The organism is Enterobacter sp. 3U4 (assembly GCF_057224565.1).
Genome location: NZ_CP136665.1, coordinates 118,759 through 141,759, shown reverse-complemented (window position 1 = coordinate 141,759; position 23,001 = coordinate 118,759). Strand labels below are relative to the sequence as shown.

At 55.1% G+C, this 23,001-nt stretch carries 21 protein-coding genes; 9 read left to right on the top strand and 12 right to left on the bottom strand.

The genetic code is table 11. The annotated features are described in order from the left end of the window. Window positions 1-215 precede the first annotated feature (215 nt). Window positions 216-875 carry a ribose-5-phosphate isomerase RpiA gene (gene rpiA, locus RVY89_RS00715; protein ID WP_003860091.1) on the bottom strand — a complete coding sequence of 220 codons (660 nt, stop codon included), beginning with the start codon at window positions 873-875 and terminating at the stop codon, window positions 216-218. A 127-nt stretch (window positions 876-1,002) separates the two neighbouring features. Between rpiA and argP the strand changes: the two genes are divergently transcribed. Next, a complete protein-coding gene (gene argP, locus RVY89_RS00710) occupies window positions 1,003-1,896 on the top strand; it encodes a DNA-binding transcriptional regulator ArgP (protein WP_008499727.1) in 894 nt (297 codons plus the stop codon). A 42-nt stretch (window positions 1,897-1,938) separates the two neighbouring features. Here argP and RVY89_RS00705 read toward each other — a convergent pair whose 3' ends face one another. The 7 genes from RVY89_RS00705 to tkt all read right to left on the bottom strand — a co-directional run bounded on the left by RVY89_RS00705 (window position 1,939) and on the right by tkt (window position 10,321). Further along, window positions 1,939-2,670: an oxidative stress defense protein gene (locus tag RVY89_RS00705; RefSeq protein ID WP_371897848.1), complete on the bottom strand. Its 732-nt coding sequence runs from the start codon at window positions 2,668-2,670 to the stop codon at window positions 1,939-1,941. Between the two features lie 91 nt (window positions 2,671-2,761). Beyond that, the gene (gene argO / locus RVY89_RS00700; RefSeq protein WP_252009594.1) at window positions 2,762-3,397 is read right to left on the bottom strand and encodes an arginine exporter ArgO; all 636 of its coding nucleotides are present in this window, start codon (window positions 3,395-3,397) and stop codon (window positions 2,762-2,764) included. A gap of 145 nt (window positions 3,398-3,542) precedes the next feature. Then, complete coding sequence (gene mscS / locus RVY89_RS00695) at window positions 3,543-4,397, bottom strand: small-conductance mechanosensitive channel MscS (protein ID WP_202773640.1); 855 nt, start codon at window positions 4,395-4,397, stop codon at window positions 3,543-3,545. Between the two features lie 186 nt (window positions 4,398-4,583). Further along, entirely contained in the window at window positions 4,584-5,663 is a 1,080-nt protein-coding gene (gene fbaA / locus RVY89_RS00690) for a class II fructose-bisphosphate aldolase (protein WP_014885155.1), read from the bottom strand. Window positions 5,664-5,755: 92 nt separating this feature from the next. Next, window positions 5,756-6,919 carry a phosphoglycerate kinase gene (gene pgk, locus RVY89_RS00685; protein WP_024906565.1) on the bottom strand — a complete coding sequence of 388 codons (1,164 nt, stop codon included), beginning with the start codon at window positions 6,917-6,919 and terminating at the stop codon, window positions 5,756-5,758. Window positions 6,920-6,968: 49 nt separating this feature from the next. After that, window positions 6,969-7,988, bottom strand: coding sequence for an erythrose-4-phosphate dehydrogenase (epd, locus tag RVY89_RS00680; RefSeq protein ID WP_371897847.1), 1,020 nt, complete (start codon window positions 7,986-7,988; stop codon window positions 6,969-6,971). A 341-nt stretch (window positions 7,989-8,329) separates the two neighbouring features. Beyond that, window positions 8,330-10,321, bottom strand: coding sequence for a transketolase (gene tkt / locus RVY89_RS00675; RefSeq protein ID WP_484826606.1), 1,992 nt, complete (start codon window positions 10,319-10,321; stop codon window positions 8,330-8,332). 272 nt (window positions 10,322-10,593) lie between these two features. Between tkt and loiP the strand changes: the two genes are divergently transcribed. Beyond that, entirely contained in the window at window positions 10,594-11,352 is a 759-nt protein-coding gene (gene loiP, locus RVY89_RS00670; protein WP_021242066.1) for a metalloprotease LoiP, read from the top strand. A gap of 209 nt (window positions 11,353-11,561) precedes the next feature. Beyond that, a complete protein-coding gene (locus RVY89_RS00665; RefSeq protein ID WP_484826605.1) occupies window positions 11,562-12,830 on the top strand; it encodes an OprD family outer membrane porin in 1,269 nt (422 codons plus the stop codon). A gap of 52 nt (window positions 12,831-12,882) precedes the next feature. Here the strand turns inward: RVY89_RS00665 and speB are convergent, their stop codons facing one another. The 4 genes from speB to RVY89_RS00645 all read right to left on the bottom strand — a co-directional run bounded on the left by speB (window position 12,883) and on the right by RVY89_RS00645 (window position 16,422). Continuing rightward, the gene (gene speB, locus RVY89_RS00660; RefSeq protein ID WP_014071686.1) at window positions 12,883-13,803 is read right to left on the bottom strand and encodes an agmatinase; all 921 of its coding nucleotides are present in this window, start codon (window positions 13,801-13,803) and stop codon (window positions 12,883-12,885) included. A 264-nt stretch (window positions 13,804-14,067) separates the two neighbouring features. Further along, window positions 14,068-16,044, bottom strand: a complete 1,977-nt coding sequence (gene speA, locus RVY89_RS00655; protein WP_248228173.1) for a biosynthetic arginine decarboxylase — start codon at window positions 16,042-16,044, stop codon at window positions 14,068-14,070. Window positions 16,045-16,052: 8 nt separating this feature from the next. Continuing rightward, entirely contained in the window at window positions 16,053-16,184 is a 132-nt protein-coding gene (yqgB, locus tag RVY89_RS00650) for an acid stress response protein YqgB (RefSeq protein WP_127312443.1), read from the bottom strand. A 94-nt stretch (window positions 16,185-16,278) separates the two neighbouring features. Beyond that, on the bottom strand, window positions 16,279-16,422 hold the full coding sequence (locus RVY89_RS00645; protein ID WP_484826604.1) for a hypothetical protein: 144 nt from the start codon (window positions 16,420-16,422) through the stop codon (window positions 16,279-16,281). 424 nt (window positions 16,423-16,846) lie between these two features. Between RVY89_RS00645 and metK the strand changes: the two genes are divergently transcribed. The 6 genes from metK to gshB all read left to right on the top strand — a co-directional run bounded on the left by metK (window position 16,847) and on the right by gshB (window position 22,949). Continuing rightward, complete coding sequence (gene metK, locus RVY89_RS00640) at window positions 16,847-18,001, top strand: methionine adenosyltransferase (RefSeq protein ID WP_014885184.1); 1,155 nt, start codon at window positions 16,847-16,849, stop codon at window positions 17,999-18,001. Window positions 18,002-18,443: 442 nt separating this feature from the next. Then, a complete protein-coding gene (gene galP, locus RVY89_RS00635; RefSeq protein WP_023309123.1) occupies window positions 18,444-19,841 on the top strand; it encodes a galactose/proton symporter in 1,398 nt (465 codons plus the stop codon). A 58-nt stretch (window positions 19,842-19,899) separates the two neighbouring features. After that, complete coding sequence (locus tag RVY89_RS00630; protein WP_484826603.1) at window positions 19,900-20,397, top strand: SprT family zinc-dependent metalloprotease; 498 nt, start codon at window positions 19,900-19,902, stop codon at window positions 20,395-20,397. A gap of 94 nt (window positions 20,398-20,491) precedes the next feature. Beyond that, window positions 20,492-21,199, top strand: coding sequence for a deoxyribonuclease I (gene endA, locus RVY89_RS00625; protein ID WP_484826602.1), 708 nt, complete (start codon window positions 20,492-20,494; stop codon window positions 21,197-21,199). A 51-nt stretch (window positions 21,200-21,250) separates the two neighbouring features. Then, window positions 21,251-21,982 (top strand): 16S rRNA (uracil(1498)-N(3))-methyltransferase, encoded by a 732-nt coding sequence (gene rsmE, locus RVY89_RS00620; RefSeq protein WP_484826601.1) that lies wholly within the window; start codon window positions 21,251-21,253, stop codon window positions 21,980-21,982. 19 nt (window positions 21,983-22,001) lie between these two features. After that, window positions 22,002-22,949, top strand: a complete 948-nt coding sequence (gshB, locus tag RVY89_RS00615) for a glutathione synthase (RefSeq protein WP_024906557.1) — start codon at window positions 22,002-22,004, stop codon at window positions 22,947-22,949. The last annotated feature ends 52 nt before the right edge of the window (window positions 22,950-23,001 follow it).

Here is a 23,001-nt window from a genome sequence, read left to right as displayed (position 1 = left end):
CTGTAGCCAACATATCAAAAAAAACTATTGCAGCAATATGAACGTTTGCGTCGGCACGCTGAAGGAAAGTCATACAGCGCAAAATGGCAGATGAAAATGCTATGGAAATTTACAAACGCGGAAGGATCGGCAAAGGAGGCATAAAAACGTGACACAAGTCACCGAATTTAGCGTTTCAAAAATTTTTTAGCGGGGGGAGGACTCCCCCCGTCAGATCATTTTACGATGGTTTTCACGCCGTCAGCGGTGCCGATCAGCGCTACATCCGCGCCACGGTTGGCGAATAGCCCTACGGTCACGACGCCTGGAATGCCGTTGATGGCATTTTCCAGCGCAATCGCGTCGAGAATTTCCAGACCGTGAACGTCGAGGATCACGTTACCGTTGTCGGTCACTACGCCCTGACGATATTCCGGACGACCACCCAGCTTCACCAGCTGACGGGCAACCGCGCTGCGGGCCATCGGGATCACTTCAACCGGCAGCGGGAAATTACCCAGAATGTCGACCTGCTTGGAGGCGTCGGCGATGCAGATGAACTTGTCCGCAACGGAGGCAATGATCTTTTCACGCGTCAGCGCCGCGCCGCCGCCTTTGATCATCTGCATGTGGCCGTTGATTTCATCCGCGCCATCAACGTAAATCCCCAGACGGTCCACTTCGTTGAGATCGAAAACGGTAATGCCGAGGCTTTTCAGCTTTTCCGTGGAAGCATCAGAGCTGGACACCGCGCCCTCGATTTGCCCCTTCATCGTGCCCAGCGCATCGATAAAGTGTGCCGCGGTTGATCCCGTACCGACACCGACAATGGTACCCGGCTGCACGTACTGGAGAGCGGCCCATCCTACTGCTTTTTTCAGTTCATCCTGCGTCATGATCGTTTTGCCTGTGGTGTGAAAACTCAGGGCGCATTATAGAACACGTCGAATGGAATTCGTCTGCCACAAAGGGAAAATTGTGTCATAGTGCAGAATAAGCAAAATTAAGGAGCCAGCCAGAGCAATGAAACGTCCGGACTACAGAACACTACAGGCACTTGATGCAGTTATTCGTGAACGAGGTTTTGAGCGCGCGGCGCAAAAGCTTTGCATCACCCAGTCCGCCGTATCACAGCGTATTAAACAGCTTGAAAACATGTTCGGCCAGCCGCTGCTGGTGCGTACCGTGCCGCCACGTCCAACCGAGCAAGGGCAAAAGCTTCTCGCCCTGCTGCGCCAGGTTGAACTGCTGGAAGACGAGTGGCTGGGTGACGAACAAACGGGCTCTACGCCGCTGCTGCTCTCCCTGGCGGTCAACGCCGACAGTCTGGCAACCTGGCTGCTGCCGGCCCTTGCGCCGGTTCTCGCGGACTCCCCTATCCGCCTGAATTTACAGGTTGAAGATGAAACCCGTACCCAGGAACGCCTGCGTCGCGGTGAAGTGGTTGGGGCGGTCAGTATTCAGCCTCAGGCACTGCCGAGCTGTCTGGTCGATCAACTGGGTGCCCTGGATTACCTGTTTGTGGGTTCAAAAGCCTTTGCCGAGCGCTACTTCCCGAACGGGGTGACCCGCGCGGCGCTGCTGAAAGCCCCTGCCGTGGCGTTCGACCATCTGGACGATATGCATCAGGCGTTCCTGCAGCAAAACTTCGATCTGCCGCCGGGCAGCGTGCCGTGCCATATCGTCAACTCGTCTGAAGCGTTTGTGCAGCTTGCGCGCCAAGGCACCACCTGCTGCATGATCCCGCATCTGCAGATTGAGAAAGAGTTGAAAAGCGGTGAGCTGATTGACCTGACGCCGGGGCTGTATCAGCGCCGGATGCTCTACTGGCACCGTTTTGCGCCGGAAAGCCGGATGATGCGCAACGTCACCGACGCGCTGCTGGCGTACGGGCACAAGGTGTTGAGACAGGATTAAAAAATAAGCCGGGTGGCGGCTTCGCCTTACCCGGCCTGCAGATTACTGAGCCGGTTTAGGCTGTGCTGCAACAGGCTCCAACTGGAAGACCACATCCACCTGATCGTCGAACTGAATGGTTGGCTGCTCGTAAGTTTCCTGAGCGGACACCGGGGCTGCATCAGCCTTCATCATACGAACCATCGGGCTTGGCTGGTAGTTAGAGACGTGGTAACGCACGCTGTAAACCGGGCCAAGCTTGCTCTTAAAGCCAGAAGCCAGCTGTTCCGCCTGGTGAATGGCATCATCAATCGCCGCTTTACGCGCTTCGTCTTTGTACTTCTCCGGTTGCGCAACGCCCAGCGACACGGAACGAATTTCGTTCAGACCCGCCTTCAGCGCACCATCCAGCAGCGCGTTGAGCTTATCAAGCTGACGCACGGTCACTTCGACGGTACGCACGGCACGGTAGCCCTTCAGGATGCTTTTGCCATTCTGGTAGTCGTAATCGGGTTGAGTACGCAGGTTCGCAGAGTTGATATCTTTTTTACCGACACCGTTCTGCTCGAGGAAAGAGAGGTATTGCGCAACGCGATCGTCAGCCTGCTTCTTGGCAGTTGCCGCATCCTTCGCAGCCACATTTACCTCAATTGCCAGGGTTGCAACATCGGGTACCGCATCCACGCTTGCGGTGCCTGAAGTGACGATGTGCGGGCCATCCGGCAGTTCACTTGCCTGCGCCGACACCGCACCAAAACTTACTAATGCCGCCAGGGCCATCACCTTAAACTTCACTGTTATTCCTCCATGTTGCGAAGAGTGCCCAATAACAGGGCGCATGCCAGCAAGCTTAGCGGGTCTTGTTCAGTTGTCCATAAGACAAGGATTAGTTGAACAATTCCTGGACATGATGAATCCCCTCTTTCGCCAGCTGGAAAGCGATAAACCACATCACCAGGCCGACCAGGGTATTAATGATGCGCTGGGCTTTGGCCGTACGCAGGCGGGGTGCCAGCCATGCCGCCAGAATGGCGAGACCGAAGAACCAGAGGAATGAGGCGCTGACCGTACCGAGCGCAAACCAGCGTTTCGGCTCAACGTCCAGCTGTCCGCCCAGGCTGCCCAGCACCACAAAGGTGTCGAGATAAACATGCGGATTAAGCCAGGTGACCGCCAGCATGGTGACGATAATCTTCCAGCGGCCCTGCTTCATGACCTCCGCGCTCGCCAGCTCGAGGTTGCTGCTCATCGCCGTTTTCAGGGCACCAAAACCGTACCAGAGCAGAAACGCCACTCCGCCCCAGGTGACCAGCGCCAGCAGCCACGGAGACTGCATCAGCAGCGCGCTGCCGCCAAAAATCCCGGCACAGATAAGCAGCAAATCGCTTACCGCGCACAGCAGCGCAATCATCAGATGATACTGGCGGCGGATGCCCTGATTCATTACGAACGCATTTTGCGGGCCGAGCGGAAGGATCATGGCCGCACCTAATGCAAACCCTTGAAAATAATAAGATAGCATGACGATTTTCTCGCAGTGTTGTTCTGGAAGCAGACTATACTGCGCGAATCACATTAGAGGAAATGGATAATATTAATTGGGTATTAGCGGAGCTTATTAAAATAAAGCCCGGTAGCGCTAGCGCTTACCGGGCCTACGGGTGAAGTTATTCTGCTTCTTTGACTTTTTTGACGTTCACGTCCATCTGCGGGTACGGGAAGCTGATGCCGTTGGCGTCGAAGTCGCGCTTAATGCGTTCCAGCACGTCCCAGTACACGTTTTGCAGATCGCTGCTCTTGCTCCAGATACGCACCACGAAGTTAATCGACGACGCGCCCAGTTCATTCAGGCGAACCGTCTGCTCTTTGTCTTTCAGAATGCGATCGTCTGAAGCAATGATGTTGCTAATCAGCGACTTCACCCGATCGATGTCGGAGTCGTACGCCACGCTGATAATCAGTTCGTTACGACGCACCGGTTCACGGGAGAAGTTAATGATGTTGCCCGCGATGATTTTCCCGTTCGGCACAACCACGATGCGGCCATCGACGGTACGCATGGTCGTTGAGAAAATCTGCACCTGCAGCACGGTCCCGGCAATGCCGCCAAGGTCAACGTATTCGCCAGAGCGGAACGGACGGAAGGTGACCAGCAGAACGCCTGCCGCCAGGTTTGAAAGCGAGCCCTGCAGCGCCAGACCAATAGCCAGACCGGCGGCACCGAGAACGGCAATGACGGAGGCGGTTTGCACCCCAACACGGCCCAGCGCCGCAATCAGCGTAAAGGCGATAATGCCGTAACGCACCAGCGCGGAGAGGAAGTCAGCCACCGTGGCGTCAATGTGACGGGCTAGCATTACGCGGTTAACCGCGTTCGATACGATACGCGCCACGATCATCCCGACGATGATGATGGCAATCGCCGCGACGATGTTCACGGCATAGCTCAGCAGCAGGGCCTGGTTGCGCACCAGCCAGTTACCGGCGTTATTGATGCTGTCTACAACATCGAGTTGTTCCATTTATTCTTCCTTTTGTTAAACCAAAACACAAAATCCATCCCCCATGGAGACAGGCAGGTCCGTAAAGGGTAAACAAAAAGCGCCGGGTTTGCCAAACAGATCACAAAAACCGGCCCGGCAGGGTATTGAAAAAGCATAAAAAAAGGCCCGCATTTGCGGGCCTTCTGATGCTATTAGCAGCTCAAATTACAGAACGTCTACCGCGTTCAGCTCTTTGAATGCCTGCTCCAGACGAGTAATCATAGAAGTCTGGGCAGCGCGCAGCCATACGCGTGGATCGTAGTATTTCTTGTTCGGCTGGTCTTCGCCTTTCGGGTTGCCCAGCTGGCCCTGCAGGTAAGCTTCGTTCGCTTTGTAGTACTGCAGGATACCGTCCCAGGTTGCCCACTGGGTGTCGGTATCGATGTTCATTTTCACTACGCCGTAGCTTACAGAGTCTTTGATTTCCTGAGCAGAAGAACCGGAACCGCCGTGGAAGACGAAGTTCAGGCTGTTGTGCGGCAGGTTGTGTTTCTTAGAAACGTATTCCTGAGAATCACGCAGGATGGTCGGAGTCAGAACCACGTTACCTGGTTTGTAAACGCCGTGTACGTTACCGAAGGACGCTGCAATGGTGAAGCGTGGGCTGATTTTGCTCAGCTCGGTGTAAGCGTAATCAACGTCTTCTGGCTGGGTGTACAGTGCAGAAGCGTCCATGTGGCTGTTGTCCACGCCGTCTTCTTCACCGCCGGTGCAACCCAGTTCGATTTCCAGGGTCATGCCCATTTTGGCCATGCGAGCCAGGTATTTGGAGCAGATTTCGATGTTTTCGTGCAGTGACTCTTCAGACAGGTCGATCATGTGAGAAGAGAACAGTGGCTTACCGGTTGCCGCGAAGTGTTTTTCACCCGCGTCCAGCAGACCGTCGATCCACGGCAGCAGTTTCTTCGCGCAGTGGTCAGTGTGCAGGATAACTGGAACACCGTAGTGTTCAGCCATCTGGTGTACGTGATGCGCACCAGAGATAGCACCCAGGATTGCAGCACCCTGAGGAATGTCAGTCTTAACGCCTTTACCTGCGATGAACGCAGCGCCGCCGTTAGAGAACTGAACGATAACTGGAGCTTTAACTTTAGCAGCAGTTTCCAGTACGGCGTTGATGGAGTCGGTACCCACGCAGTTAACTGCTGGCAGAGCGAAGTTGTTTTCTTTAGCTACCTGGAACACTTTCTGTACGTCATCACCAGTGATAACGCCAGGTTTTACGAAATCAAAAATTTTAGACATGTTGCTTAGTCCTGTATCTTCGGCCGTTAGAAAAGGTGCGAGCTCTTAAAAGCGCGCTGAAAATTGGGCAGGTTTCCCTGCCCTTGAATGGCTTACTTCTTAGCGCGCTCTTCGAGCATTGCTACTGCTGGCAGTACTTTGCCTTCCACGAATTCGAGGAATGCGCCGCCACCAGTGGAGATGTAGGAGATCTTGTCAGCGATACCGAACAGGTCGATTGCTGCCAGGGTGTCACCACCGCCTGCGATAGAGAACGCTTCGCTGTCTGCGATAGCGTTAGCCACGATTTCAGTCCCTTTGCGGAAGTTCGGGAATTCGAACACGCCAACAGGACCGTTCCACAGGATAGTTTTTGCGTTTTTGAGGATTTCAGCCAGTTTCTGTGCAGAAACGTCGCCCAGATCCAGAATTTGCTCTTCGTCTTTGATGTCGTTTACAGACTTCAGAGTCGCGGTTGCGGTTTCGGAGAACTCGGTCGCGACGCGAACGTCAGTTGGAACAGGGATATCGCAGGTGCTCAGCAGGCGTTTGGCTTCGTCAACCAGGTCTGCTTCGTACAGGGATTTGCCCACGTTGTGGCCCTGAGCGGCAACGAAGGTGTTCGCGATACCACCACCAACGATCAGCTGGTCAGCGATTTTAGACAGGGAATCCAGAACGGTCAGCTTGGTAGAAACTTTAGAACCACCAACGATAGCTACCATTGGACGAGCTGGTTCTTTCAGTGCTTTACCCAGCGCTTCCAGTTCGTCAGCCAGCAGAGGACCGGCACACGCTACGTCTGCGAATTTACCGATACCGTGAGTTGACGCCTGCGCACGGTGAGCCGTACCGAATGCATCCATCACGAATACGTCACACAGTGCAGCGTATTTTTTGGACAGAGTTTCGTCGTCTTTCTTCTCGCCTTTGTTGAAGCGAACGTTTTCCAGAACAACCAGTTCACCGGCTGCAACGTCAACGCCGTCCAGGTAATCTTTCACCAGGCGAACCGGGTTGGACAGTTTGTCTTTCAGGTAATTAACCACTGGCAGCAGAGAGAACTCTTCGTTGTACTCGCCTTCAGTTGGACGACCCAGGTGGGAGGTGACCATCACTTTAGCGCCCTGCTTCAGAGCCAGTTCGATGGTTGGCAGAGATGCACGGATACGCGCGTCGCTGGTCACTTTGCCATCTTTAACCGGTACGTTCAGATCGGCACGGATGAAAACGCGTTTACCAGCCAGATCCAGATCGGTCATCTTAATTACAGACATGGTGAATCCTCTCGTTGATTCTTAAAGTTTTGCAGACGCACGATGCGTCTTACCTGAAACCTTGAGCGGCCATTGCTAACGTGGTGTCGAGCATTCGGTTAGCAAAGCCCCATTCGTTATCACACCAGACCAGCGTCTTGATAAGGTGTGCACCACTAACCCTCGTTTGCGTGCCATCGACGATGGCGCTGTGCGGGTCGTGGTTAAAATCTACTGAGACCAACGGTAATTCCGTATAGTCAACTATACCATGAAATGCCCCCTGTGCCGCTTTTTGCAGCAACAGGTTGACTTCACAGGCTTTTACCGGTTTTTTCACCGTCACGCTAAGGTCGATTGCGGTGACGTTAATCGTCGGGACACGCACGGCAATCGCTTCAAACCGGTCATTAAACTGCGGAAAAATTCGGGTGATCCCTGCCGCCAGTTTCGTATCCACCGGAATGATTGACTGGCTCGCCGCGCGAGTGCGTCGTAAATCCGGATGGTAGGCGTCGATAACCTGCTGATCGTGCATGGCGGAATGAATCGTGGTCACGGTGCCGGATTCAATGCCATACGCATCGTCTAACAGTTTGATGACCGGAATAATGCAGTTGGTGGTACAGGAGGCGTTGGAAACAATGCGATGTTCGGCCTGCAGCTCATGCTGGTTGACGCCAAACACGACTGTCGCGTCGAGATCGTTACTGCCGGGATGAGAAAACAGGACTTTTTTCGCGCCTGCAGTCAGATGCGCTTCGCCGTGTTCGCGGTTGCCATACACACCGGTACAGTCAAGCACCACATCCACACCCAGTTCACGCCAGGGTAGCCCGGAGATGCTGTTCTCATGCAGCACACGAATAGCGTCGTCACCCACAAAAAGCAGATCTCTTTCCTGGCGCACATCCCAGGCAAAGCGTCCGTGGCTGGTGTCATATTTCAATAAATGCGCCATGCCCGTAGCATCCGCCAGTTCATTGATTGCAACCACGGTTATTTCCGCCCGACGTCCGGATTCATACAAAGCACGAACCACGTTACGTCCGATGCGACCGAAGCCATTAATCGCTACGCGTACGGTCATAGATCTCCTGCAAAGCAATCCCTGAGTTTGAGGTGGCTGAAAGAGTAATCCAGCTACGCCCGAAGGGGAATCCTTGCTATCACAAACTGCGATTGATTGGTCAATTGTCGAACATTTAATCGACTGAAACGCTTCAGCAAGAATAAGCGAATCAGGGAATAAAAGGAATGTCTGTCCAGATGAATAAGCGAGCTATATGACTTGCGTCACATTTTAGGTGGAATAATTTACGGCGGGGTAAAAGCAAAACGGTAACCGAGAGGTTACCGTTTTTAGTGTTTGCACCCTCTCCCTGTGGGAGAGGGTCGGGGTGAGGGCATCAGCCCGCACCGCCCAAACGATTACAGCAGCTCTTTCGCTTTCGCGACAACGTTCTCAACGGTGAAGCCAAACTCTTCGAACAGCAGCTCTGCCGGAGCAGACTCACCGAAGGTGGTCATACCGACGATAGCGCCGTTCAGGCCCACGTATTTGAACCAGTAGTCAGCGATACCCGCTTCCACTGCCACGCGAGCGGAAACCGCTTTAGGCAGAACGGATTCACGGTAAGCGGCATCCTGCTTATCGAACGCATCGGTAGACGGCATGGAGACCACGCGCGCCTTCACGCCTTCGGCAGTCAGTTTTTCCCATGCAGCTACAGCCAGCTCAACTTCAGAACCGGTAGCGATGAAGATCAGCTCAGGCTGGCCCGCGCAATCTTTCAGCACGTAACCACCGCGAGCGATGTTTGCCAGTTGCTCAGGGGTACGCTCCTGCTGTGCCAGGTTCTGACGGGAGAGGATCAGCGCGGTAGGACCGTCCTGACGCTCAACGCCGTATTTCCACGCTACCGCGGATTCAACCTGGTCACACGGACGCCATGTGCTCATGTTCGGGGTCACGCGCAGGGAAGCCACCTGCTCTACCGGCTGGTGAGTCGGGCCATCTTCGCCCAGACCGATGGAGTCGTGGGTGTAGACCATCACCTGACGCTGTTTCATCAGCGCGGCCATACGCACGGCGTTACGTGCATATTCAACGAACATCAGGAAGGTAGAGGTGTACGGCAGGAAACCACCGTGCAGGGAGATACCGTTGGCAATCGCAGTCATACCGAATTCACGTACACCATAATGGATGTAGTTACCGGCAGTATCTTCGTTGATTGGCTTAGAACCGGACCACAGGGTCAGGTTAGATGGTGCCAGGTCAGCGGAGCCGCCGAGGAATTCAGGCAGCAGAGGACCAAACGCTTCAATGGCATTCTGAGACGCTTTACGGCTCGCGATTTTAGACGGGTTCGCCTGCAGCTTAGCGATGAACTCGTTCGCTTTCGCGTCGAAGTCAGACGGCATGTCGCCTTTCATACGACGGGTGAATTCAGCCGCTTCCTGCGGGAAGGCTTTCGCGTAAGCAGCGAACTTCTCGTTCCAGGCCGCTTCTTTCGCCTGGCCAACTTCTTTTGCATCCCACTGAGCATAGATCTCAGATGGGATTTCGAATGCAGGGTATTTCCAGCCCAGCGCTTCGCGGGTCAGTGCGATTTCCGCGTCGCCCAGCGGCGCGCCATGGGAGTCGTGCGTACCCGCTTTGTTCGGCGAACCGAAGCCGATGATGGTTTTGCACATCAGCAGGGACGGTTTATCCGTCACAGCGCGCGCTTCTTCTACTGCACGTTTAATCGAGTCAGCATCGTGGCCATCAACGCCACGCACAACGTGCCAGCCGTAGGCTTCAAAACGTGCTGCGGTGTCGTCAGTGAACCAGCCTTCAACGTGACCGTCGATGGAGATACCGTTGTCGTCATAGAACGCAACCAGTTTACCCAGCTTCAGGGTACCTGCCAGGGAGCACACTTCGTGAGAAATGCCTTCCATCATGCAGCCGTCGCCCATGAACGCGTAGGTGAAGTGGTCAACGATGTCGTGGCCAGGACGGTTGAACTGCGCCGCCAGGGTCTTCTCAGCAATCGCCATACCCACAGCGTTAGCAATACCCTGACCCAGCGGGCCGGTGGTGGTTTCTACGCCAGCGGTGTAGCCCACTTCCGGGTGACCTGGAGTTTTGGAGTGCAGCTGACGGAAGTTTTTCAGCTCATCGATAGGCAGATCGTAGCCGGTGAGGTGCAGCAGGCTATAGATCAGCATAGAGCCGTGGCCGTTGGACAGCACGAAGCGGTCGCGGTCAGCCCATGACGGGTTCTGCGGGTTGTGGTTCAGGAAATCACGCCACAGGACTTCGGCGATATCAGCCATACCCATAGGAGCCCCTGGGTGGCCGGATTTGGCTTTCTGTACTGCGTCCATGCTCAGCGCACGAATAGCATTAGCAAGCTCTTTACGTGAGGACATTTTAACTCCAGATCGGACTGTTAAAGGCCATGCCCTTGACGACAGCGCGTTTTGGGCTACGCCGGAAAAAAGTGCCAACAATGTAACCCAAGCGGCATGCCATGTACATGGACCATTCTTTTGCAGCTTAAGAAATCTCTGGATCATGCTCGCATGTTGCGCAATCTGCTCGCCCGGCCCTGCAGATATTCCTTATACTTAGCCCGACACCGGCTTCGCTGACGGTGCATTTTTCGGATTTTATTCAGTTTAACGAGTACGGAAGCAACCTCATGAAAATGCGTGCAATAGTGCTGGCCCTGGGTACAACGCTCCTGCTGAGCGGCTGTCAGAATATGGATTCTAACGGTCTGATGACGTCAGGCGCAGAGGCCTTTCAGGCCTATTCCCTGAGCGATGCGCAGGTTAAAGCGCTGAGCGACCAGGCCTGTAAAGATATGGACGGCAAAGCCACGCTTGCGCCGGCTAACAGTACCTACACGCAGCGTCTGAATAAGATTGCTTCCGCGCTGGGCGATAACATCAACGGCCAGCCGGTGAACTACAAGGTTTACATGGCGAAAGACGTGAACGCCTTCGCGATGGCGAACGGCTGTATCCGCGTCTATAGCGGGCTGATGGACATGATGACCGACAACGAAGTGGAAGCAGTCATCGGCCACGAAATGGGCCACGTTGCCCTGGGCCACGTGAAGAAAGGGATGCAGGTTGCCTTAGGCACCAATGCCATCCGCGCAGCGGCGGCCTCAGCGGGCGGTATCGTCGGCAGCCTGTCGCAGTCACAGCTTGGCGATGTGGGTGAAAAACTGGTGAACTCCCAGTTCTCCCAGCGTCAGGAGTCCGAAGCGGATGACTACTCCTACGATCTGTTGCGCAAACGCGGCATTAATCCATCAGGTTTAGCCACCAGCTTTGAAAAACTGGCCAAGCTGGAAGCGGGACGCCAAAGCTCCATGTTTGACGATCACCCTGCCTCAGAAGAGCGCGCACAGCATATTCGCGACCGTATGGCCGCAGACGGAATTAAATAATTTCAGAAGGAGGCAGTTTTGCCTCCTTTTTATTTCGCATGAATTGTTAACTTAACCGCACGTATCGATAACACCTCTGAAAGCCCCGCCAAATCTGCCCTATGGCATTGAAATGTCTGGTCACATAATTATTGCAAAGGTAACTTTTTCCGGTAATTATCACCCCGCAGTTATTCAAATTAATATATCCAGACAGAGACGTTCCCTCCGTGAAAAAAGAATTATCATTAATCGCTTTAAGCTTATTTGCCGCATTACCTGCCGCCGCAAGCCAGCAATCCGACAGCCAGGGTTTTATTGACGACAGCCATCTGGATCTGTTTTTCCGCAATGCGTATATCAGCCGCGACTACCATCAGGGCCAGCAGGATAAAGCCGAATGGGGTCAGGGGATCATCGCCACGTTTGCATCCGGCTATACCGAAGGGCTGGTCGGCTTTGGTGTGGACGGTATTGCTCAATATGGCGTACGCCTGGACGGAGGCCGCGGCAAAAGCGGCGCAGGCGGCATCGACTTCTTTAAACAGGAAGAGGATGGCCGGGCAAAATCCGATCTGGCAAAGTTTGGCGCAACCGCCAAAATGCGCATCTCCAATACCGTACTGAGCTACGGAAATCAGCGTCCTGAGCTGCCTATTATCAATGCCGACAGCTCTCGCCTGCTGTTTGAAAGCTACACCGGCACCATGCTGACCTCGAAAGAGATCGACGGTCTGGAAATCAACGCGGGTTACTTCACCGACGAGCAGCGTAAAAGCGATGACCGCCACGACAGCGGACTGAAAAGCCTTTCCTTCGGCGGCGCGAGCTACCAGTTCAACGACCAGTTCAGCGGCGCGTTTTACGCCTCTCATAATGAAGAGGTGATGAACAAGCAGTACCTGGGCCTGAACTTCAAACAGCCGTTCAGCACCGGGCAGCAGCTGGTACTCGACTTCAACGGTTATAACTCCCGTCTGGACCAGGGTTACGCGGACAGCCTCGACACGGGACGCAGCAACACGATCTGGAGCCTGGCGGCGAGCTACATCTGGGACATTCACACGTTCAAAGTAGCGTACCAGCAGAGCAGCGGCAGTACCGGCTACAACTACGGCGGCTATCGCGACCAGGGCGGCGTGGGTGACGGCGGTAACACCATCTGGCTGGCGAACTCCTACTGGTCTGATTTTAACGGTGAAGATGAACGTTCCTGGCAGGCATCCTACGGTCTGGACTTTGGCGGCCTTGGCTTGCCGGGCCTGAGCTGGACCACCGCCTACGTGCGTGGCGATAACATCAAAACCTCTGAAACCAGCAACGGCAAAGAGCACGAGTGGTTTAACCAGATCCAGTACCAGGTGCAGGATGGTCCGGCGAAGGATCTGAAACTGAAACTGCGCTACTCCGTGCTGCGCGTCTCCAGCAACGCCAGCGAGTACAACGTGGGTGGGGACGAGATCCGCGCTTACGTGGAATACCCGTTTAACGTATTCTAAAGGCAATAAAAAAACCTCTCCATGGAGAGGTTTTTTTCACGTCAGGCGGGGCTTACTCGCCTTTTTTAGCAGCCTGAATGTAGAGCATTTCCAGCGCCAGAGTCGCTGCGGCCAGCGCGGTGATCTCGGACTGATCGTACGCAGGCGCCACTTCCACCACGTCCATCCCGACAATGTTCAGATCCTTCAGACCGCGCACCAGCTTGATGGCACGATCTGAGGTCAAACCGCCGATGACCGGCGTACCGGTGCCCGGTGCAAATGCTGGATCCAGGCAGTCGATGTCGAAGGTCAGATACACGGGCATATCACCCACGATCTGCTTCACCTGAGCGATGATGTCATCGACGCCGCGATCGTTAACCTGGCCCGCATCCAGCACGGTGAAACCGTTGTCTTTGTCGAACTCGGTGCGAATACCGATCTGCACGGAGTGGTTCGGGTCGATCAGACCTTCGTTCGGCGCGGTGAAGAACATGGTGCCGTGGTCAAACTCACAGCCGTTCGCGTAGGTGTCGGTATGTGCATCGAAGTGCACCAGAGCCATTTTACCGAAGTGCTTCGCATGGGCGCGCAGCAGCGGCAGGGTCACGAAGTGGTCGCCGCCGAAGGAGAGCATGCGCTTACCGGCAGCCAGCAGCTTCTCGGCGTGCGCCTGCAGCTTCTCGCTCATCTCACGCGCGTCGCCGAAGGCGTACACCAGGTCACCGCAGTCCACCACGTTCAGGCGCTCGCGCATGTCGAAGTTCCACGGGAAGCGGTTATGCTCCCAGGCCAGGTTAGTGGAAACCTGACGGATCGCTGCCGGGCCGTGACGACCACCTGCACGGCCTGATGTCGCCATATCGAACGGCACGCCGGTGATCACCCAGTCCGCGTCGCTGTCGTACGGCTGGAAGTTCATCGGAAGGCGTAAAAAACCAAACGCGTTAGATACCAGAGAGTTATCGTACTGATGACCTAAAGTGCTCATGTCCTGACCTCTTTTAAAGTCGATACATTAAAAACAGATGAAAAAAAATCCCCTCCGCGTCGTTAAACCCGACGAGGAAGGGATTGATTCGTAAATCGCTTATTGGGGCGAATTATCGCCGGTAATGCATACGGGTTCAAGTGAGTATAGGCGCTGATGCGGTCTTTGCCCCTCACCCTAACCCTCTCCCCAAAGGGGAGAGGGAATTTGAACACCCTCTCCCCTTTGGGGAGAGGGCTGGGGTGAGGGGGAAAGGCGGATGCCTTACTCGTCTTCCAGGTAGGTGTACCCGTACAGACCCGCTTCAAACTCTTCCAGGAACTGCTGCTGGAGCGCATCGTCCAGACCGGTGTTTTTCACCTGGTCGCGGAACTGGGTGAGCAGTTTTTTCGGGTCCAGCTGAACGTATTCCAGCATGTCCGCCACGGTGTCACCTTCATCGGACAGCTCGATTTCAACATTGCCGTCAGGGAACACGAACACGTCCACCGCTTCGGTATCACCGAACAGGTTGTGCATGTTGCCGAGGATCTCCTGATAAGCGCCGACCATAAAGAAGCCCAGCATAGGCGGGTTCTCCGGGTCGTATTCCGGCATTGGCATCGTCGTTGCGATACCGTCGCCGTCAACGTAGTGGTCGATTGCGCCGTCGGAGTCACAGGTGATGTCCAGCAGCACCGCGCGACGTTCCGGGGCGTGGTTCAGCCCTTCCAGCGGCAGAACCGGGAACAGCTGATCGATCCCCCAGGCATCCGGCATCGACTGGAACAGCGAGAAGTTGACGTAAATCTTATCCGCCATTCGCTCCTGCAGCTCGTCGATAATCGGACGGTGCGCGCGGTTGCTCGGGTCGAGCTGTTTCTGCACTTCATGGCACATGTTCAGGTAAAGCTGCTCCGCCCACGCGCGCTCCTGCAGGCTGAATGTGCCTGAAGAATAGCCCACGTGAATATCGTGCAGGTCCATCTGGCTGTCGTGCAGCCATTCGCGCAGGGAACGACGCGTGCCCGGCTCGTGCATCTCCTGCCAGGTTTCCCACATGCTTTGCAGGGAACGCGGGGCATCGTCTGCCGGCGGCGTCGCTTCGGTGGTTTCGCTGCGCTCAACGCCGATGATGTTCGAGACCAGCACCGTATGGTGCGCGGTCACCGCGCGACCGGATTCGGTGATCACCGTCGGGTGGGGCAGGCCGTTCTCTTCACAGGCATCGCCGATAGCCCAGATGATGTTGTTGGCGTATTCGTTCAGGCCGTAGTTCACGGAGCAGTCAGACTGCGAGCGGGTCCCTTCGTAGTCCACGCCCAGGCCGCCGCCCACGTCGAAGCACTGAATATTTACGCCAAGCTTGTGCAGCTCCACGTAGAAACGCGCCGATTCACGCACGCCGGTGGCGATATCGCGAATGTTGGCCATCTGCGAGCCGAGGTGGAAGTGCAGCAGCTGAATGCTGTCCAGACGACCGCGCTCACGCAGGATCTCCACCAGCTGCAGCACCTGGTTCGCCGCCAGGCCGAACTTGGATTTTTCGCCGCCGGAGGACTGCCATTTGCCGGAACCCTGTGACGCCAGACGCGCACGCACGCCAAGGCGCGGCACCACGTTCAGACGCTCGGCCTCTTCCAGCACGATGGCAATTTCGGTCATCTTCTCGATAACCAGATAGACCTTGTGGCCCATCTTTTCGCCAATCAGCGCCAGACGAATGTATTCGCGGTCTTTATAGCCGTTACAGACGATCACGGAACGGGTCATGCCCGCGTGCGCCAGAACCGCCATCAGCTCCGCTTTGGAGCCCGCTTCCAGGCCCAGCGGCTCGCCGGAGTGGATCAGGGACTCAATCACGCGGCGGTGCTGGTTCACCTTGATCGGGTAAACCAGGAAGTAGTCGCCTTTATAGCCGTAGGACTCACGCGCGCGCTTGAACGCGGCGTTAATAGAACGCAGGCGATGTTGCAGGATCTGCGGGAAGCAGAACAGTGCAGGCAAACGCTGGCCCTGAGCTTCACGGGCTTTCACCAGTTTAGCGAGATCCACGCGCGCCTCAGGGACGTCCGGATCCGGGCAGACGCTGATGTGGCCCAGTTCGTTGACGTCGTAGTAGTTATTGCCCCACCAGGCAATATTGTAAGTGCGCAGCATCTTGCTGGCTTCCTCGGAGCTCATCGCAACCTCCTGCATAGAACGTAGTACACCCTGTTCGCCCGCTGACGAAGGCGAAAAAGAAGACATGTCGTCAGACATAGCGAACCTCAACTCTTTGTATTAAGTGTAAAACAGTTGACTACTATCGCAGCGTTATACGGCGATAACAACCCATAAACGGCTCCGTTTCCCAGCAGAGTATGCTGAAAACCAGACCGTGCGACCGGTTTCTTATTCATATCATTGTAAAACACGTATCCGAACTCTGTATGACAAGGTTCGGCGAAACCACGAGAAAACTCTTGTATTAACAAGAGCGCCCTTGTTCAGTTTTCACAAAGCGTGACCGGCCCTGGAATCCTGAGAAGCGCCGAGATGGGTATAACATCGGCAGGTTTGCAGACTAGAAATGCGGGTTGCGGGAATCAAATGCGCGCCAGGACGGCTGCGCTGAATTAGCGGAAAACGATGGTTCATTATCTCGTATCACCTCCACGGCCGCCTCTGCTGAAACGGACCACAAGCCAAAGCTAAAAGTTAACTGCTTAACCCGGCTGGAAGTGGCGACACGATGAGTTCATCGAGCGCTTTTTTGTATGAGCCGCGCGCCGCGTTTTATACCGAGAACAGGGGTAAAAAGCAAAAGATAAATGTGCGTGTTGCCGGAGCCGTCAGGAATTATTGCCAGCAGCAATTTCAACTGAGTGAGAGGTTAGTCAAAAAAAACTGGAAATCGGGCGAAGAAGTGACCTAAAATAGCCATCCAGATGTTAATCCATCTATACTGATTAACACTCATACTGCCAGTGTCAAAAACCTGCTGGCCTTGGTAGAATTATCTCCTTTGGCTATTCCACACAGCAGCTTGAGCTAACCAAATTCCTCTTAGGTGAAATAAAACATGGCAAAACACCTGTTTACGTCCGAGTCCGTATCAGAAGGACATCCTGATAAAATTGCTGACCAAATCTCCGATGCGGTGCTGGATGCGATCCTGGCGCAGGATCCAAAAGCGCGCGTAGCGTGTGAAACCTATGTCAAAACCGGCATGGTTCTGGTTGGCGGTGAGATCACCACCAGCGCATGGGTTGATATCGAAGAGATCACCCGTAACACGGTGCGTGAGATCGGCTATGTGCATTCTGATATGGGCTTTGATGCCAACTCCTGCGCGGTACTGAGCGCAATTGGCAAACAGTCTCCGGATATCAACCAGGGCGTTGACCGTGCCGATCCGCTGGAACAGGGCGCGGGCGACCAGGGCCTGATGTTTGGCTATGCAACCAACGAAACCGACGTGCTGATGCCAGCACCGGTAACCTACGCACACCGTCTGGTGCAGCGTCAGGCTGAAGTGCGTAAAAACGGCACCCTGCCGTGGCTGCGCCCGGATGCAAAAAGCCAGGTCACCTTCCAGTACGATGACGGCAAAATCGTCGGTATTGACGCGGTGGTTCTGTCTACCCAGCACTCCGAAGAAATCGATCAGAAATCCCTGCAGGAAGCGGTGATGGAAGAGATCATCAAGCCGGTTCTGCCGACCGAATGGCTGAGCTCTGCGACCAAATTCTTTATCAACCCAACCGGACGCTTCGTTATCGGCGGCCCAATGGGTGACTGCGGTCTGACCGGTCGTAAAATCATCGTTGACACCTACGGCGGCATGGCGCGTCACGGCGGCGGTGCGTTCTCCGGTAAAGATCCGTCTAAAGTTGACCGTTCTGCTGCGTACGCGGCACGTTATGTGGCGAAAAACATCGTTGCCGCCGGCCTGGCTGACCGCTGTGAGATCCAGGTTTCCTACGCTATCGGCGTGGCTGAACCAACCTCCATCATGGTTGAAACCTTCGGTACTGAGAAAGTGCCTTCAGAACAGCTGACGCTGCTGGTGCGCGAGTTCTTCGACCTGCGTCCATACGGCCTGATTCAGATGCTGGATCTGCTGCACCCAATCTACAAAGAAACCGCTGCATACGGTCACTTTGGTCGTGAACATTTCCCATGGGAAAAAACCGACAAAGCCGCTCTGCTGCGTGAAGCTGCCGGTCTGAAGTAATCGACTGACATCGCTTTTAAAAGGCCAGCCTTCGGGCTGGCCTTTTGCATTTGTGCGATCATCTTCGCTCGGCGGCGCTTCGCTTGCACGGGCCTACGGATTTTAAGGTATTTGTAGGCCGGGTAAGGCGCAGCCGCCACTCGTCTGAAGGGCGCACTATTTGGAACCGATTACACCGCACCGGACAACCTTCGCTTTCAGAATATTCTCTTTGCATGATCGTCTTTCTTCTGCTGTTACATCGCCTTTCAGTTAAGTCTGAAATGTGTTCTTTCGCGATGCATATCACCTCGTTTACCTCTATATTTTCAAAGCTTTAATTATATTTACGGTTGTACGTTAGTGTAACCGATTACACCTATGTGATTAATCTCACATATTTTTACGGGTCACTCACCTACCCTTTACATCAATAAAACTGATAACCCAACTGGAGGGCATAATGCCTGACAATAAAAAACAGGGGCGTACGTCCAACAAGGCGATGACATTCTTTGTCTGTTTCCTCGCCGCCCTGGCAGGATTACTTTTTGGCCTGGATATCGGCGTCATTGCCGGTGCATTACCTTTCATCACTGACGAGTTCCAGATCAGCGCTCACACCCAGGAGTGGGTGGTCAGCTCCATGATGTTTGGCGCGGCCGTCGGGGCCGTCGGCAGCGGCTGGCTCTCTTTCAAACTCGGGCGTAAAAAGAGCCTGATGATTGGCGCGATCCTGTTCGTTGCCGGCTCACTCTTCTCTGCCGCAGCGCCTAACGTTGAGGTCCTGCTGGTTTCCCGCGTGCTGCTCGGTCTTGCCGTGGGCGTGGCGTCCTATACCGCCCCGCTTTACCTGTCCGAAATTGCGCCGGAGAAAATCCGCGGCAGTATGATTTCGATGTACCAGCTCATGATCACCATCGGTATTTTGGGCGCGTACCTTTCCGATACCGCGTTTAGCTACAGCGGCGCATGGCGCTGGATGCTTGGCGTGATTATCATCCCGGCCATTCTGCTGCTGATTGGCGTCTTCTTCCTGCCGGACAGCCCGCGCTGGTTTGCCGCAAAACGTCGATTCCACGATGCCGAACGCGTACTGATGCGCCTGCGCGACACCAGCGCCGAAGCGAAAAACGAGCTGGAAGAGATCCGCGAAAGCCTGAAGGTCAAACAGTCCGGCTGGGCGCTGTTTAAAGAGAACAGCAACTTCCGCCGCGCGGTGTTCCTCGGGGTACTGCTTCAGGTGATGCAGCAGTTCACCGGGATGAACGTCATCATGTATTACGCGCCAAAAATCTTCGAGCTGGCGGGTTATACCAATACCACCGAGCAGATGTGGGGGACCGTTATCGTGGGTCTGACCAACGTGCTGGCGACCTTTATTGCCATCGGTCTGGTAGACCGCTGGGGACGTAAGCCAACGCTGACGCTGGGCTTCCTGGTAATGGCGGCCGGTATGGGCGTCCTCGGTACCATGATGCATGTGGGCATTCACTCCCCAACCGCCCAATACTTTGCGGTAGGCATGCTGCTGATGTTTATCGTCGGGTTTGCGATGAGCGCTGGCCCGCTGATCTGGGTGCTGTGCTCTGAGATCCAGCCGCTGAAAGGGCGTGATTTTGGTATCACCTGCTCTACCGCAACTAACTGGATTGCCAACATGATCGTCGGCGCAACGTTCCTGACCATGCTTAATACCCTGGGCAACGCGAACACCTTCTGGGTCTACGCCGGTCTGAACATCTTCTTTATTGTGCTGACCATCTGGCTGGTTCCAGAAACCAAACATGTGTCCCTGGAACATATTGAACGTAACCTGATGAAAGGTCGTCCTCTGCGCGAAATCGGCGCCCACGACTAATCCTCACTCGGGAGGTGCCCCTTGCACCTCCCCGCTTCGCGCTTTATGCTCTGCCCCTATGAAATCTCCCCGTCTCCCCATCGCACTTCAGCAGGCCGTTATGCGCAGCCTGCGGGAAAAGCTCGCCCAGGCGAACCTGAAGCTCGGTCGCAACTATCCTGAACCCAAGATCGTTTATCAGCAGCGTGGCACCGCGGCCGGTACCGCCTGGCTCGAGTCTTATGAGATCCGCCTTAACCCGGTGCTGATGATGGAAAACCAGCAGGCGTTTATCGAGGAAGTGGTGCCGCACGAGCTGGCGCATCTGCTGGTGTGGAAGCACTTCGGGCGCGTCGCCCCCCACGGGAAAGAGTGGAAGTGGATGATGGAGGCGGTGCTCGGCGTTCCGGCGCGCCGTACCCATCAGTTCGAGCTGGAATCGGTGCGCCGCAATACCTTCCCCTACCGCTGCCAGTGCCAGCAGCACCAGCTAACCGTCCGCCGCCATAATCGCGTGGTGCGCGGCGAGGCGACCTACCGCTGCGTCAAATGCGGCGAGCCGCTGGTTGCGGAATAATCATCTGAACTTTCAGGAACTTTCCTGATCTGACTGATTGCATACAGGAACAACATTCGTTACGTTGCGGGCTCGTTTTGACACGGAGTGTAAGATGTCCCGTAATTTTTCTCTCGCGGTCGCCTTTCTGGCGACGGCGCTCTCAGGCCACGCGCTGGCCGATGGTATCAACAGTTTCTCTCAGGCCAAAGCGGCCGGTGTAAAGGTCAACGCTGACGTGCCGGGCGATTTCTACTGCGGCTGTAAAATTAACTGGCAGGGTAAAAAAGGGGTCGTTGACCTTGAGTCCTGCGGCTATAAGGTGCGTAAAAACGAAAACCGCGCCAGCCGTATTGAATGGGAACATGTCGTTCCGGCATGGCAGTTTGGCCACCAGCGCCAGTGCTGGCAGAACGGCGGGCGCAAAAATTGTTCTAAAGATCCTGTCTACCGTCAGATGGAAAGCGATATGCATAACCTGCAGCCTGCCGTAGGTGAAGTGAACGGCGACCGGGGTAATTTCATGTACAGCCAGTGGAACGGTGGCGAAGGCCAGTACGGCCAGTGCGGAATGAAGGTTGATTTTAAAGAGAAAGTCGCCGAGCCCCCTGCCCGCGCGCGCGGCAGCATTGCCCGCACCTACTTCTATATGCGTGACCGTTACGATCTCAACCTTTCCCGCCAGCAGACGCAGCTATTCAACGCCTGGGACAAGCAGTACCCGGTGACGGAATGGGAATGCCAGCGCGACGAACGTATCGCCAGAGTCCAGGGGAATCACAACCCTTACGTCCAGCGGGCTTGCCAGGCGCAAAAGAGCTAACCTACACTACGGCAATTCGCTTATATCGCATGACACATGGAATTTCTGACTATGCGCATTCCCCGCATTTACCATCCTGAACTGATTACCCCAGGCCGCGAAATCGCCCTGTCTGATGACGCCGCCAACCACGTTGGCCGCGTGCTGCGCATGGGCGCCGGTCAGGCAATCCAGCTGTTCGACGGCTCGAACCAGGTTTTCGACGCGGAAATCACGCGGTCTGATAAAAAAAGCGTACACGTTAACGTTCTGCGCGGTGAAGTGGATGACCGGGAATCACCGCTGCACATTCATCTGGGCCAGGTGATGTCGCGCGGTGAGAAAATGGAGTTCACCATTCAGAAATCCATTGAACTGGGTGTAAGCCTCATTACGCCACTTTTTTCTGAGCGCTGTGGCGTTAAACTGGATGCGGAACGTCTGAACAAAAAGATCCAGCAGTGGCAGAAAATTGCCATCGCGGCTTGTGAACAGAGTGGCCGCAACCGTATTCCGGAGATCCGCCCGGCGATGGATCTGGAGGAGTGGTGTGCAGAAGAGGACAGTGGGCTAAAGCTCAATCTTCATCCGCGCGCCAGCGCCAGCATCAATACGCTGCCGCTGCCCGTTGAGCGCGTTCGCCTGCTGATTGGCCCCGAAGGCGGACTGTCGGCGGACGAAATTGCGATGACGGCACGTTACCAGTTTACTGATATTCTGTTGGGACCTCGCGTTCTGCGCACTGAGACAACGGCACTCACGGCCATTACCGCGCTACAGGTACGGTTTGGCGATCTGGGTTGAAGCATTAACGGAGAAGAACATGATCAAGCTCGGCATCGTGATGGACCCCATCGCAAACATTAACATCAAGAAAGATTCCAGCTTCGCCATGCTGCTGGAAGCGCAGCGTCGCGGCTATGAACTCCACTATATGGAGATGAACGATCTTTACCTGATCAACGGTGAAGCACGCGCGCGCACCCGCATCGTTAACGTCGAGCAGAACTACGACAAATGGTACGAATTTGGCACCGAGCAGGACATTGCGCTGGCCGATCTCAACGTCATCCTGATGCGTAAAGATCCGCCGTTCGACACCGAGTACATCTACTGCACCTATATTCTCGAACGCGCAGAAGAGAAAGGCACGCTGATCGTCAACAAGCCGCAGAGCCTGCGCGACTGTAACGAAAAGCTCTACACCGCCTGGTTCTCTGACCTGACGCCTGAAACCCTGGTGACCCGCAGCAAAGCGCAGCTGAAAGAATTCTGGCAGAAGCACGGCGATATCATCATGAAGCCGCTGGACGGCATGGGCGGCGCGTCGATTTTCCGCGTGAAAGAGAGCGACCCGAACATTGGCGTGATTGCCGAAACCCTGACCGAACTGGGCACGCGCTACTGCATGGCGCAGAACTATATTCCGGCGATCAAAGACGGCGACAAACGCGTTCTGGTGGTGGATGGCGAACCGGTCCCTTACTGCCTGGCACGAATCCCGCAGGGTGGCGAAACCCGTGGTAACCTGGCAGCCGGTGGCCGCGGTGAGCCGCGCCCGCTGACCGAAAGCGACTGGGAAATTGCCCGCCGCGTTGGCCCAACGCTGAAAGCCAAAGGCCTGATCTTCGTCGGACTGGATATCATCGGCGATCGTCTGACCGAAGTGAACGTCACCAGCCCAACCTGCATTCGTGAAATTGAGGCGGAATTCCCTGTCTCAATCACCGGAATGCTGATGGACGCTATCGAAAAACGTTTACAAAAATAACCTAACAATACTATTAGTGACAGCGCCTGAGTTTGTCCCCATACTGGGCGCT

Bases quoted from the DNA above. Each gene is read 5' to 3' on its own strand.
- rpiA (WP_003860091.1), bottom strand. From the start codon at position 875: ATGACGCAGGATGAACTGAAAAAAGCAGTAGGATGGGCCGCTCTCCAG.
- argP (WP_008499727.1), top strand. From the start codon at position 1,003: ATGAAACGTCCGGACTACAGAACACTACAGGCACTTGATGCAGTTATT.
- argO (WP_252009594.1), bottom strand. From the start codon at position 3,397: ATGCTATCTTATTATTTTCAAGGGTTTGCATTAGGTGCGGCCATGATC.
- mscS (WP_202773640.1), bottom strand. From the start codon at position 4,397: ATGGAACAACTCGATGTTGTAGACAGCATCAATAACGCCGGTAACTGG.
- fbaA (WP_014885155.1), bottom strand. From the start codon at position 5,663: ATGTCTAAAATTTTTGATTTCGTAAAACCTGGCGTTATCACTGGTGAT.
- pgk (WP_024906565.1), bottom strand. From the start codon at position 6,919: ATGTCTGTAATTAAGATGACCGATCTGGATCTGGCTGGTAAACGCGTT.
- epd (WP_371897847.1), bottom strand. From the start codon at position 7,988: ATGACCGTACGCGTAGCGATTAATGGCTTCGGTCGCATCGGACGTAAC.
- tkt (WP_484826606.1), bottom strand. From the start codon at position 10,321: ATGTCCTCACGTAAAGAGCTTGCTAATGCTATTCGTGCGCTGAGCATG.
- loiP (WP_021242066.1), top strand. From the start codon at position 10,594: ATGAAAATGCGTGCAATAGTGCTGGCCCTGGGTACAACGCTCCTGCTG.
- speB (WP_014071686.1), bottom strand. From the start codon at position 13,803: ATGAGCACTTTAGGTCATCAGTACGATAACTCTCTGGTATCTAACGCG.
- speA (WP_248228173.1), bottom strand. From the start codon at position 16,044: ATGTCTGACGACATGTCTTCTTTTTCGCCTTCGTCAGCGGGCGAACAG.
- yqgB (WP_127312443.1), bottom strand. From the start codon at position 16,184: ATGAATAAGAAACCGGTCGCACGGTCTGGTTTTCAGCATACTCTGCTG.
- RVY89_RS00645 (WP_484826604.1), bottom strand. From the start codon at position 16,422: ATGAACCATCGTTTTCCGCTAATTCAGCGCAGCCGTCCTGGCGCGCAT.
- metK (WP_014885184.1), top strand. From the start codon at position 16,847: ATGGCAAAACACCTGTTTACGTCCGAGTCCGTATCAGAAGGACATCCT.
- galP (WP_023309123.1), top strand. From the start codon at position 18,444: ATGCCTGACAATAAAAAACAGGGGCGTACGTCCAACAAGGCGATGACA.
- RVY89_RS00630 (WP_484826603.1), top strand. From the start codon at position 19,900: ATGAAATCTCCCCGTCTCCCCATCGCACTTCAGCAGGCCGTTATGCGC.
- endA (WP_484826602.1), top strand. From the start codon at position 20,492: ATGTCCCGTAATTTTTCTCTCGCGGTCGCCTTTCTGGCGACGGCGCTC.
- rsmE (WP_484826601.1), top strand. From the start codon at position 21,251: ATGCGCATTCCCCGCATTTACCATCCTGAACTGATTACCCCAGGCCGC.
- gshB (WP_024906557.1), top strand. From the start codon at position 22,002: ATGATCAAGCTCGGCATCGTGATGGACCCCATCGCAAACATTAACATC.